Source organism: Leptothrix discophora (genome assembly GCF_030705305.1).
GTDB lineage: Bacteria > Pseudomonadota > Gammaproteobacteria > Burkholderiales > Burkholderiaceae_C > Sphaerotilus > Sphaerotilus discophorus.
The window spans coordinates 306,524-318,766 of record NZ_JAUZEE010000002.1 but is presented as its reverse complement, the minus strand read 5'-3'; the positions used below and the strand labels follow the sequence as shown (position 1 = coordinate 318,766).

Below are 12,243 nucleotides of genomic sequence, written 5' to 3'. Positions count from 1 at the left end.
ACGTTGGGCCTGAGGCGGTGGCTCAGGCGGGATCGGAAGGGGCGGCGGCATCGACCACCGTGCACTGCGGCAGGTCCAGGCCGATGCGCCAGCTGAGCTTGCGGTAGCCGTTGCCGCCGACCGACTGCTCGACGACGCGGATGCCGCCGGCCGCCAGCAGTTCGAGCACCCGAGCGACGTTGCGCTGGCCGACGTGCTGCTGGACCTGCTGAGGGACGTGCGGGCCTTCACCGTTGCCGGCACGCGCCGGGCACGGGTCGTGGCCCGGGGAATGACTCGGGTAGCGGCTCGGGTAGTGGCCCGGGAACATGTTCGCGCCACCGTAGACCCGCGCCAGGCACAGGCGCGGCGCGATGCCGCGCGCCAGCAGGCCATCGGCCATGGCCTGCAGCGCATCGCGGGCATGGTGGGTGTCGGGCGCGCGACGCGCGTCGCTGTCGCTGGCATGCACGATGTGGCACATCGCGCCGATCGTGCCGCGCGGGTCGACCAGCGTGACCGCGACGCACGAGCCCAGCAGCGTGTCCAGACGGTTGCCGCTCGCGGCCACCACCACGTCACCCGGATTGAGCAGGTGCACGCGCGGCGGCGGGAAGACGTCGGCCAGGCTGGCGGGTGCGGTCAGGGCTGGCATGCGGGATGGCTCGGTGGACTCGGTGGACGCATGGGGCTCGGTGGGCTCGGCGGGGTCGGCGATCTCAGCGCTTGACCGGCTTGCGGAAGGCGCCGGGCACCAGCGGCTCCAGCCCGGACTCGGCATGGGCGCGGCCTTCGGCGGTGCCCATGAAGAGGATGCCGCCGGGCTTGATGGTCGCGGCCACGCGGTCGATCACCGCGCGCTTGGTCTCGGCATCGAAGTAGATCAGCACGTTGCGCAGGAAGACGATGTCGAAGGGGCCGATGCCGGTGATCGGGCGGCACAGGTTGAGCTGGCCGAACCGCACGCGCGAGCGGACCTCTTCCTTGACCATCACCTGGCCCTCGGCCGGCCCGTCGCCACGCAGGCAATGGCGTTTCAGGCGCTCCGGGCTGACATGGCGCAGCCGGTCGACCGGGTAGACGCCTTCCTTGGCCGACAGCAGCACGCGGTGGCTGATGTCGGTGGCGAGGATGCTCCAGTCCGGCCCGATCTGGCCGGACTTCTGCAGCTCGGTCAGCAGCATCGCGGTGCTGTAGGCCTCGTCGCCGAAGGACGAGGCCGCGCTCCACAGCGCCAGCGGGGCGCGGCTGTGGCGCGCGATCAGCTCCTTCTCGAGCAGCTCGAAGTGGTGCGGTTCGCGGAAGAAGTAGGTCTCGTTGGTGGTCAGCAGGTCGACCGCCATCTGGAACTCGGCCGCCTCGTGCTCGTCGAGCAGCAGCGCGAGGTAGTCGTCGTAGCCGCGCAGGCCCAGGCGCTGGATGCGCGGGGCCAGGCGCGAGGCCACCAGCGACTTCTTGGTCTCGTTCATCGACAGGCCGACCGTCTCGTACATCAGCGCGGTGATGCGGCCGAAGGTGCGGTCGGAGAAGTCGTCGACGGTCGGCTGCGGCGGCAAGGCGCCGAGCACCGGGGGATGGCTGAGGTCAAGGCTCATGGCTGGGCTTGCGTGGGAAGGCTCGTGGGGTGCATGGGGCGCAGGCAGGAGCGTCCGGCGATCAGGCCGCCAGCCGCTCCTGTTCCTGGTCGCACAGGGTCGCCAGTGCCTCGATGTCGAGCGCGTGGCCGGTCTCCAGCAGCGTGATGAAGCGCTCCTGGCGACGCACCACGCCGCGGATGAACTCGCGGCCGACGGCACTGCCGAAGGGCGGTGCGGGCTCGACCTGGGCGGCGTCGATGTCGATGACCTCGCTGACCGCATCGACCATCAGGCCAAGCTCGACGCGCTCGACCTGGTGGCTGGTCTGGCGATGGGCCTCGAAGATCACGATGCAGGTCTTCTCGCCGACCTCGGCCCGGCCGCGGCCGAGCCGGGCCTGCAGGTCGATCACCGGCACGACCGAGCCGCGCAGGTTGATCACGCCGCGCACGAAGCTAGGCGTGCGCGGCACCAGCGTCATCTGGCCGTACTGGATGATCTCGCGCACCGCCTCGATGCCGACGGCGAAGACGCGCTCGCCGAGCCAGAAGGTCAGGAACTGCGAGGCGGCCGGATCGAGGTCATCGGACCCCGCCGCATCGGCCGTGACAGGAGAGGGAGCGGCCGTCATGCCGGTCTCCTCAGTAAGGCCGGAAGTTCGCGGCGCCGAGGGTGCCGGTGCCACGCGCCGAAGGACTGGCCACTGCCGGCCGGGCGCTGGCCGCCGGGGCACTGCGGCGACGCTGGCCGCCGTCGAAGTCGACCACCGTGCGGCGGCCGGCATCGCCACCGCCGACGTGGAAGAAGGAGATCGCCTGCTGCAGCTGCTCGGCCTGGCCGGACAGCTCCTCGCTGGTCGCGGCCAGTTCCTCGGAGGCCGACGCGTTCTGCTGCGTGGCCTTGCTGAGCTGGCCCATCGCGCCGCCGATCTGCGTCACCGACGAGCTCTGTTCCTCGGAAGCGGCCGAGATCTCCTGCACCAGGTCGGAGGTCTTCTTGATCGACGGCACGATCTCGTCGAGCAGCTTGCCGGCGCGCTCGGCGGTCGACACGCTGTTGGAGGCGAGGTCGCCGATCTCCTTGGCCGCTTCCTGGCTGCGTTCGGCCAGCTTGCGGACCTCGGCGGCGACGACCGCGAAGCCCTTGCCGTGTTCACCGGCCCGCGCCGCCTCGATGGCCGCATTCAGCGCCAGCAGGTTGGTCTGGTAGGCGATGTCGTTGACGATGCTGATCTTGGCCGCGATCTGCTTCATCGCCTTGACCGTCATCGTGACGGCCTCGCCGCCCTCCTCGGCTTCCTTGGAGGCCTTGGCGGCCATGCCGTCGGTGACCTTGGCGTTGTCGCTGTTCTGCGAGATCGAGGCGGACATCTGCTCGATCGACGCGGTGGTCTCCTCGACCGAGGCGGCCTGCTCGCTGGCCGCCTGCGACAGCGACTGGGCCGTCGCGCTGACCTGGCTGGACGCGCTGGTCAGCTGGTCGGCCGCGCCGCGCACCTCCTCGATGATCCCGGCGAGCTTCTCGCTGGTCGAGTTGGCGTCGAGCTTGACCTGCTCGAAGATGCCCTGCGCCTCGCGCACGATGCGCTGGCTCAGGTCGCCGGTGGACAGGCCGGAGAAGACCCGGCCGACGTCCTCGATGATGGCCGCGAGCGTCTCGCTGGTCGCGTTGGCATCGGCCTTGAGCTGGCCGAAGGTGCCGGCGTAGTCGGCGGTGATGCGCTGCGACAGGTCGCCGTTGGCCAGCGCGGCCAGCACGCGGCCGACGTCGGCGGAGATCACCGAGGTGGTCTCCATCAACGCGTTGACGCCAACACACAGGGCCGCGATCGGACCGGTCTTGCCTTCCAGCGGGATGCGGCGCGTCAGGTCGCCGGCGCCGGCGGCCTGGGCCACTTCCTGGGCCTGCTCGACGGCCAGCGTCAGCATCTGGCGCGACTTGACCTCGGCGCTCACGTCGGTGGCGATCTTGACGACCTTGTTGACGCGTCCCATCTCGTCGCGCACCGGCGCGTAGACGGCCTGGATCCAGACCTCCTGGCCCGACTTGGTGATGCGCTTGAAGACCTCGCTGTGTGGCTTGCCGTCGTTGAGGTCACGCCAGAACTGCTCGTAGGACGGCGAGACCGCATAGGTCGGCTCGACGAACATGCGGTGGTGGCGGCCGACCACCTCGTCCTCGCGATAGCCCATCAGGCCGAGGAAGTTCGCGTTGGCCTTGAGCACCTGGCCCTTCAGGTCGAACTCGATGTAGGCGTAGGACAGGTCGATCGCGCCGAGGATGCCGCGTGCGTTGTGGCGCTCCAGCTCGACCTCGGTGATGTCGTAGCGCACGCCGAGGTACTTCTCGGGCTTGCCGTTGGCGCCCAGGATCGGCGCGACCACCGCGTCGACGTAGTAGGGCGTGCCGTCCTTGGCGCGGTTCTTGATGACGCCGCGGAAGATCTCGCCGCGACCGATGGTCTGCCACAGCGACTTGAAGGTCTCCTTGGGCATGTCCGGGTGACGGGTCGTGTTGTGCGGATGCCCGATCAGCTCGTTGCGGCCGTACTTCGAGACCTCCATGAACTTGTCGTTGATGGAGAGGATGTCGCCCTTCTTGTCCGACCACGAGACGATGCTCGTGACGTTCATGATGTCGGTGCGGACCTTCAGCTCGGACTCGACCTCGGCCAGCCGCGCGGCCAGCTCGGCCCGGGCGGCCTTCTCGGCGGCGGTGGCCTGTTCGGCGGCCGCGCGCTCGCGTTCGGTGGCGGCACGCGCACGCTCGGACTCGAGCCGGGCCTGCTCGGTGCGCTGGACCTCGGCGGCGGCGTCACGCAGGGCGGAGCCGGCAAACAGGCGGGCAATCCAGGAGGCTTGGTTCGGGTTCATGGGGTCTGTCCTTCGAGGTTCGTGCGAGCGGTGTCGGTGTCGGTGGGGGTCGCGTTGGCGTTGGCGTTGACGGTGGCGTTGGCGGTCGCGGTGTCGGTTCTGGCGCCTCGTCGTCGTCCGGACGCAGGCGGCGGTGGCGGCGGCGTGCGTTCGGCCAGCTGGCCGAGCGACTGGACGTCGAGGATCAGCGCGACCTCGCCGTTGCCCAGGATCGAGGAACCGGAGATGCCACGCAGCGACCGGAAGATCGGGCCGAGCGGCTTGATGACGGTCTGGTGCTGGCCCATCAGCGCATCGACGGCGATGCCGAAGGGACCGGAATGGCCCTTCACCACGACGATGCTGGGCAGTTCGGCCGGCGGCGCCTCCAGGTCGTAGAGCGTGCGCAGGTCGATGACCGGCAGCATCTCGCCGCGCAGCTCGACGCAGCGCCGGCCGCTGTCGAGCGTGTCGCCGTCGTCGAGCCGGTCCATGCGGTCGACACACTCGCGCCGGCCCTCGATGACCTCGATCACCGAAGCCAGCGGCAGCACGAAGCGCGACTGCGCCGAGCTGACCAGGAAGCCGTCGATGATGGCCAGCGTCAGCGGCAGGCGGATCAGGATCTGGGTGCCGCGACCGGGAAGGCTGTGGACCGTGACGCTGCCGCGCAGCGCCTCGATGTTGCGCTTGACCACGTCCATGCCGACGCCGCGGCCCGACAGGTTGGTGACCTGCTCGGCGGTCGAGAAGCCGGGCGCGAAGATCAGGTTGAGGATCTCGGCATCCGAAGGTGTCACGCCAGGCTCGACCAGCCCGCGCTGCCAGGCGCGCTGCAGCACGCGTTCGCGCGAGATGCCGCGGCCGTCATCCTCGATCGAGATCAGGATGGTGCCGGACTCGTGGCGCGCGCTCAGCATCAGCGTGCCGGTGCCGGACTTGCCGGCCGCGACGCGCTCCTCGGCGTTTTCCAGGCCGTGGTCCAGGCTGTTGCGCACCAGGTGCATCAGCGGGTCGACGATGCGTTCGACCATCGACTTGTCCAGCTCGGTCTCGCCGCCCAGGATCTCCAGCGCGACCTCCTTGCCGAGCTGCGCGGCGGTGTCGCGCACGACCCGGCGGAAGCGGCTGAAGGTCTCGCCGATCGGGACCATGCGCAGCTGCAGCGTGCCGTTGCGGATCTCCTCGATCAGGCGGCCCATGTGCACGTGGGCCTCGACCAGGCTGGTCTGGCGGGTCTGGCGCGACAGCATGGCCGCACCGGCGCCGGCCGTGACCAGTTCGCCCAGCAGGTTGATGACCGCATCGAGGCGGTCGGCCTGGACACGGATGTAGCGGTGTTCGTCGCCCGCGTGGCCGGCCGGCTCGGCAGCGCGCGACTCGCGCACCGGCTTGCGGACCTCGGCCTGCTGCTTGCTGACCGCCGCGCTGATGACCTCCGGATCGATGCCGGTGCTGGCCTGCAGCAGGTCGCCCAGGCGCGGCACGGCCCCCGGTGCGACCGCGCGCACCGCTTCCTGCTCGGCCAGGCCGGCATCGAGCTGGGCCCGCGAGATGGCCCCGATGGCCACGAGGATCTCGCCCACGCGCGGCTGATCGGGCATGGCCTCGATCAGGGCCCGGAAGTGCGACACCGGCGCGCCCGGCGCGATCAGGCGCACGGTGCAGTCGTCGCGCACGAAGGTGAAGGCGGCCTCGATCTCCTCGCGGCTGGCCTCGCTGTCGAACGAGAACTGGAAGGCGCCGTGGCAGCTTTCCGGGTCGATGCGGTCCAGCGGCGGCACGGCCTCGACGTCGCAGCGGATCGCATGCACCTCGCCCAGCGTGTCCAGGTAGGACAGCACCGACAGCGGGTCCATGCCGTTGCGGAAGGTGTCCGGACCAAAGGTGGCCGACAGGTGCCAGCGCGGCACCGCCGGCGCGCCCGTCGGCGCTGCGTCGGCCGCAGGCGGTGCGGCCTCGGCCGGTGCGCCCAGCAGTGCCTGCAGGCGCCGGGTCAGCTCGTGGCGATAGGCCAGCTGCTCGTCGGTCTCGGACTGCGCGTCGGCGGCCTGCGTGACCAGCAGGCGGATCTGGTCATTGCATTGCAGCAGCAGCGTGCTGGCCTGCAGGTCCAGGTCGATGCGGCCTTCGCGCAGGCGGTCCAGCAAGGTCTCGACGTCGTGCGTGAAGGCGACGACACGGTCCAGGCCGAAGATGCCGGCCGAGCCCTTGACGGTGTGGGCGCAGCGGAAGAGCGCGTCCAGCTTGTCGCGGTCACCGGGATCTTCCTCGAGCTGCAGCAGCAGCTGCTCGATCTGCTCGACCTGCTCGGTGGCCTCGTTGATGAACGAGGGCAGCGCTTCGGCGACGAAGCCGAGGTCGATGTCACGGGTCTTTTTCTTCATCATCCGTTCCGGTGGAAGAAGGCGGGAGCGGCGCTGCGCACGCCGCAAGGGACATCAGGCGGTGTCGGCGCTCGGCGTCTGCGCGGACAGCCAGAAGCTCAGGCCCAGCACCTGGCAGGCACGCACCAGCGCGTCGGCGGGCGACAGCAGGCGCAGGAAACGCCGGTCGCGCTCGCACTGCCGCGACAGCGAGACCAGCAGCTGCACGCCGGCGCCGTCGACGTCGAGCACCTCGGACGCGTCCACGTGCAGCGGCAGGTCCTCGGCCTCGGCCCGGGCCAGCAGGGCCAGCAGGCGATCGCGGGTCTCGGCGGCGGTGAAGATGGTGAGTTCGGCGGGCAGCGTGCAGCTCACGGCAGGCGTTGCCGCGAGGGCGGTGTCCGTTGCGACGGCGTCGTTCATGGCAGCACCAGCTTGGCCACGGCGTCGAGCAGCACCGGCGGGTTGAAGGGCTTGACGATCCAGGCCTTGGCCCCGGCCGCCTTGCCCTGCTGCATGCGGTCGCCGCCGTTCTCGGTGGTCAGCATGATCACCGGGGTGAACTTGTAGCGGGCATTGGCCTTCATCTGCGAGACGAAGGTGATGCCATCCATGCGCGGCATGTTCACGTCGCTGACGACAAGGTTGATCTTGCGGCCGTCGAGCTTGGTCAGCGCGTCCATGCCGTCGCCGGCCTCGATCACGTCGTAGCCGGCTCGTGTCAGCGCGATGGAGACGACCTGGCGCAAGGAGGCCGAGTCGTCGACGATCAGGATGGTCTTGCTCATGAGCGGAACGCCGTGAAGGTAGGGATCAGGTGGTGAGGATCGGTCGACCCGTGGCGGCCCGAAAGCCGAAAAAGACGGTGAAAAACCGACCGATGGACATCCGGCGTCAGAAGAACACCGCGCCGCCGGAGGCCTGCGTGGCCTGGCCCGGATCGATGCTCAGGTCCTTCTGCTCGGCCGTCGTGTAGCCCGCGCTCAGCAGCGCCTCCCAGTCCTGCGCCTGCGGCATCCGGCCGGTCTCGGCGGCCTCGTGCAGGCAGGCCCGCGTCGAGGCCATCGACTGGGTGATCTGGTCGAGGATCTGCTGCACCCGGTCCTGGAACTGGAAGGCGATCAGCAGCTGCTCGACCTGGCCGCGCACCGCGTCGCTGCGCTGGGCGAGGTCGACGGTGCGGGCGTTGAGCACCTCCACCGTGTGGTCGACCCGCTCGATCACCGCGCTGACGGTCTTCTCCGACTGCTGGATCAGGCTCTGGTCGTCGCGCACCCGTTCGGTGGCCTGGGCCAGCGTGTCCTGGACCTGCTCGCCGAACTGGCGGACCTGCTCGCCGATGCGCCGGCCGGTCTCGCCCGAGGCGGTCGACAGGCGTCGCACCTCGGCGGCGACGACGCCGAAGCCGCGTCCGGCCGGACCGGCGCGGGCCGCCTCGATGGCCGCGTTGATCGACAGCAGGTTGGTCTGGCGGGCCAGCCCGTCGACGTCCTCGGCCATGGTGCGCAGGCCGCTGGAGACCCGGTCCAGCGAACGCACGGTGCCGAGGATCTGGTCACGCGACTCGATGAAGGCACCGAAGCCCTGCACCAGTGCGCGCAGCTCGCGTTCGCAGTCGGCCAGCATGTTCACGCGCTGGACCAGCGCCGAGTCGTCGTCGGTGCCGGCATCGGCATGGGTGATCTCGTCGAGCTGGTCGAGGATGGATCGGAAGCCGCCAATCAGGCGCTCGGTCGCCTCGCGCATCTGCGCCTGTGCGCCCTGGATGTGCTGGGTCCAGAGCTGGGTGGCCTCGTCGATGCGACGGGCCGCCTCGCTGACCGAGACGACCTGGGACGCCTCGTGCGGCGCGCCACCGGCCAGCCGGTCACGCCAGCGCTGCGGCAGACCCAGCGCCCAGGCCGCGAGCAGTGCGCCCGTCAGCCAGCCGGCCCAGCCGATCTGCAGCAGGCCGGCACACAGCCAGGCCGCGGTGAACAGGGCCGGCCAGAGGAGAGAGGTGAGTGAGAACATGGCAACAGCAGGTGAGGTCGGGACACGACGGGGTGTCGAGACTTTCGCTGCTGGCCGCCATCCGGATAGCCCGAAGAAAGGGGTGATCCCGGCCCAGACCGCCGATCGGGGCCGGGATCGGGACCCCCTTGATCCAGGTCAACCCGGTTTGCCCGCTGGCGCCCGGCGACGCGATCGGGCGGACATGAAAAAGGCCGCCCGGAGGCGGCCTGCATGCGACATGCGTCCTGGCCGTGTCAGCCGAACAGCTTGGTCGCGATCGTCGCCACGTGGCGGCCCTGGAAGCCGGCCATGCCGAGCTCCTGCTCGCTGGGCATGCGCTCGCCGTTGCTGCCGGTGATGGTCGACGCGCCGTAGGGGCTGCCGCCCTTGATCTCGTCCAGGCCGGTCTGGCGCTGTTCGGCATAGGGCAGGCCGACGTAGACCATGCCGTGGTGCAGCAGGGTCGGGATGAAGGTCAGGATGGTGCTTTCCTGGCCGCCGTGCTGGGTCGCGCTGGAGACGAACACCGAGCCGACCTTGCCGACCAGCGCGCCGGTCGCCCACAGGCCGCCGGTCTGGTCCAGGAAGTTGCGCATCTGGGCGGTCATGTTGCCGAAGCGGGTGCCGGTGCCGAAGATGATCGCGTCGTAGTTCGCCAGCTCGCCCGGCTCGGCGATCGGGGCGGCCTGGTCGGCCTTGCCGTGGGCCTTGGCGAAGATGTCGGCGGGCACGGTCTCGGGCACGCGCTTGACGTCCACCTGGGCACCGGCGACCTCGCGCGCGCCGGCGGCGACGGCATGGGCCATCGCTTCGACGTGACCGTAGAAGCTGTGATAGAGAACGAGAACCTTGGCCATGGATGACTCCTGCGCTGACGACTGTGGATGGGGACCGCGGCGCGCACGCCCGAAGGGCACCGTCGCAGCGGACACCTGCATTGTGGGAAGGACGGGCGCCACGCAGGCCCGATGGTTTTGAGCCTTGCGTTCAATCGCGGCGAACGGTGCCGGGGCCGGGTGGGTCGGGCCGGCGGGCCCGCCGGCACCCGGCATCGGCGGCCGCACGCCCATCAAGGAAAACGAAGAGCCCGACTGCGCCGCCCCTGTTCCGCCCTTGGATGCCCAGGTGCGGACCCCAGACTGCATGGATTCCTGCTGTCCCCGGAGTCCCCTGTGCCATCCCGATCCCTTTCCCGCCCGAGCCCTTCGGTGCGCAACAGCGTTGGCGACCGTGCCGACGTCATCCTGCTGGCGACGCTGGCCGCCAGCGCAGCGGCCGCGGTGGCCATCGCCAGCCACTACGGCGGCATGGGCCTGGCGCTGATCGGCTCGGCGCTGCTGCTGGCCCTGGGTGGCGCGGCGGTCGGCATGGCGCGCGGCACGCTGCTGTCGCGGCTGGTGCTGTCGGCCACGCTGGCGGCCTCGGTGGCGCTGCACATCCAGCTGGGACGCGGCACGAGCGAGTTCCACTTCGGCGTCTTCGCGCTGCTCGCGCTGCTGCTGGTCTACCAGGACTGGCGGCCGATCGTCTTCACCGCCGGGCTGTTCGCGGTCCATCACGTCGGCTTCGACCGCCTGCAGGCGGCCGGGCTGGAGGTCTACTGCATCACCTCGCCCAGCCTGCCGGCGGTCTTCCTGCATGCCACCTACGTGGTGCTGCAGACGGCGCTGGAGGTCACCTTCGCGATGACCATGCGCGAGCAGACCCGCCAGGGCCTGGAACTCGCGGGGATGGTCGAGCGCCTGCAGGGCGACCGCACCCACGGCCACGCCCGCATCGACCTGAGCAGCGCCAGCGCCGAGGCCCGCACCCCCGCCGGCGCGGCGCTGCGCGGGGCGCTGGTCCAGGTCCGCGAGGCGGTGCAGGCGCTGCAGCAGTCGGTCGGCCATGTCGACCAGGCCAGCCACGAGATCGCGCAAGGCAGCATCGACCTGTCCAACCGGACCGAGGAGACCGCCTCCAGCCTGCAGCAGGCGGCCTCGTCGATGGCCGACATCACCGGCTCGGCGCAGCAGTCGGCCCAGTCGGCCCGACGGGCCAACGAGCTGGCCGGCAGCGCGGCCGTGGTCGCCCATCGCGGTGGCGCCGAGGTCTCGGAGGTGGTCGGCACCATGTCGCGCATCGAGGCCAGCTCGCGCAAGATCGGCGACATCATCGGCGTGATCGACGGCATCGCCTTCCAGACCAACATCCTGGCGCTCAACGCCGCCGTCGAGGCCGCCCGTGCCGGCGAGCAGGGCCGCGGCTTCGCGGTCGTCGCCAGCGAGGTGCGCAGCCTGGCCGGTCGATCGGCCGAGGCGGCGCGCGAGATCAAGTCGCTGATCGGCGGCTCGATGACGCAGGTCGAGGCCGGCGCGGTGCTGGTCCAGCGGGCCGGTTCGACCATGCAGGAGATCGTGCAGTCGGTGCAGCGCGTCTCGGACACGCTGGCCGAGATCAGCAGCGTGTCGGACGAGCAGTCCGGCGGCATCGCCCGGGTCAACGACGCGGTCGAGCAGCTCGACCGCATGACCCAGCAGAACGCCGCGCTGGTGGAGCAGTCGGCCGCCGCCGCCGCCAGCCTGAGCGAGCAGGCCGGTCGGCTGTCGAAGGTGCTGGACGGCTTCGGCGTCGCGTCCTGAGCCCTGCACGCAGCGGCCGAGCCGCCGCGCTCGTTCAGGCCGCGACGGTCCGGACGATCTGGGCCGGCGTCGGCGCGGGCCAGCCGGCTTCCTGGCAGACCCGCACCATCGTCTCGTTGGTGTCGAAATAGACCTGCCAGTAGTGGTCGGTGTGGCAGTACGGGCGCACCGAGATGACGCAGCCGACCAGGTTGATGTCCAGCAGGTTCACCTCCGGCGCCGGGCTGGTGGCGACGTTCGGGATCTGCGCGACCGCCGCCTTGAAGCGGGCGATGGCGTCGAGCGGATCGACGCTGCCGGCCAGCTGGGCGGTGCGCTCGACGCGGCGCACCGGGCGGGCCGAGTAGTTGACGATGTTCTCGGCAAAGATCTTGGTGTTGCCGATCAGGGTCAGCACGTTATCGGGCGTGATGATGGCCGTGCCGAACAGGCCCAGCTCGTGGATCGTGCCCACCGTGCCGCCGATCTGGACGAAGTCGCCGACCTTGAACGGCCGCAGCACCAGCATGAAGGCGCCGGCCGCGAAGTTGCCGAGCATGCCGCTCCAGGCCGCGCCGATCGCCACGCCGGCACCCGCCAGCATCGCCGCGAACGAGGTCGTCTGGATGCCGAAATAGCCCAGGATGCCCAGCACCAGGGTGATGTTCAGCGCGATGGCGACGATCGAGCCCAGGTACTTGGTCAGCGTCGGATCGACGGCGCTGCGGTTCATCGCCGCCTGCATCACCGACACCACCTTGCCGATCAGCCAGCGGCCGATGATCCAGAACGCGATCGCCGCGGCGATCTTGATGGCGAGTTCGGTCAGCGTGGTGCTGAGAAAGCTCTCGATGGCCTGCATGTTCATCTCGGT

General features: G+C 70.2%; 11 protein-coding genes and 1 pseudogene. 1 reads left to right on the top strand and 11 read right to left on the bottom strand.

What is annotated here, in order from left to right:
- Positions 1–22: 22 nt before the first annotated feature.
- The 10 genes and pseudogenes from Q8X39_RS05000 to wrbA form a co-directional block, all read right to left on the bottom strand.
- Positions 23–634: a chemotaxis protein CheD gene (locus Q8X39_RS05000; RefSeq protein WP_305748537.1), complete on the bottom strand. Its 612-nt coding sequence runs from the start codon at positions 632–634 to the stop codon at positions 23–25.
- 64 nt (positions 635–698) lie between these two features.
- Positions 699–1,574 carry a CheR family methyltransferase gene (locus tag Q8X39_RS04995; RefSeq protein ID WP_305748536.1) on the bottom strand — a complete coding sequence of 292 codons (876 nt, stop codon included), beginning with the start codon at positions 1,572–1,574 and terminating at the stop codon, positions 699–701.
- Positions 1,575–1,635: 61 nt separating this feature from the next.
- On the bottom strand, positions 1,636–2,187 hold the full coding sequence (locus Q8X39_RS04990; RefSeq protein WP_305748535.1) for a chemotaxis protein CheW: 552 nt from the start codon (positions 2,185–2,187) through the stop codon (positions 1,636–1,638).
- A gap of 10 nt (positions 2,188–2,197) precedes the next feature.
- Positions 2,198–3,484: a methyl-accepting chemotaxis protein gene (locus Q8X39_RS20590; protein WP_455363814.1), complete on the bottom strand. Its 1,287-nt coding sequence runs from the start codon at positions 3,482–3,484 to the stop codon at positions 2,198–2,200.
- Between the two features lie 6 nt (positions 3,485–3,490).
- Positions 3,491–4,189, bottom strand: a pseudogene (locus Q8X39_RS20585) (PAS domain-containing protein); the annotation flags it as partial.
- A gap of 236 nt (positions 4,190–4,425) precedes the next feature.
- A complete protein-coding gene (locus tag Q8X39_RS04980; protein WP_305748533.1) occupies positions 4,426–6,795 on the bottom strand; it encodes a chemotaxis protein CheA in 2,370 nt (789 codons plus the stop codon).
- Between the two features lie 54 nt (positions 6,796–6,849).
- Positions 6,850–7,197: an STAS domain-containing protein gene (locus Q8X39_RS04975; RefSeq protein WP_305748532.1), complete on the bottom strand. Its 348-nt coding sequence runs from the start codon at positions 7,195–7,197 to the stop codon at positions 6,850–6,852.
- Positions 7,194–7,562 carry a response regulator gene (locus tag Q8X39_RS04970; RefSeq protein WP_305748531.1) on the bottom strand — a complete coding sequence of 123 codons (369 nt, stop codon included), beginning with the start codon at positions 7,560–7,562 and terminating at the stop codon, positions 7,194–7,196. The genes Q8X39_RS04975 and Q8X39_RS04970 overlap by 4 nt, the downstream gene beginning before the upstream one ends.
- A 106-nt stretch (positions 7,563–7,668) precedes the next feature.
- On the bottom strand, positions 7,669–8,787 hold the full coding sequence (locus Q8X39_RS04965) for a methyl-accepting chemotaxis protein (protein ID WP_305748530.1): 1,119 nt from the start codon (positions 8,785–8,787) through the stop codon (positions 7,669–7,671).
- Between the two features lie 236 nt (positions 8,788–9,023).
- On the bottom strand, positions 9,024–9,626 hold the full coding sequence (gene wrbA / locus Q8X39_RS04960; RefSeq protein ID WP_305748529.1) for an NAD(P)H:quinone oxidoreductase: 603 nt from the start codon (positions 9,624–9,626) through the stop codon (positions 9,024–9,026).
- A 351-nt stretch (positions 9,627–9,977) separates the two neighbouring features.
- Between wrbA and Q8X39_RS04955 the strand changes: the two genes are divergently transcribed.
- Entirely contained in the window at positions 9,978–11,390 is a 1,413-nt protein-coding gene (locus Q8X39_RS04955; protein WP_305748528.1) for a methyl-accepting chemotaxis protein, read from the top strand.
- 34 nt (positions 11,391–11,424) lie between these two features.
- Here the strand turns inward: Q8X39_RS04955 and Q8X39_RS04950 are convergent, their stop codons facing one another.
- A complete protein-coding gene (locus Q8X39_RS04950) occupies positions 11,425–12,237 on the bottom strand; it encodes a mechanosensitive ion channel family protein (protein WP_305748527.1) in 813 nt (270 codons plus the stop codon).
- Positions 12,238–12,243: the final 6 nt, after the last annotated feature.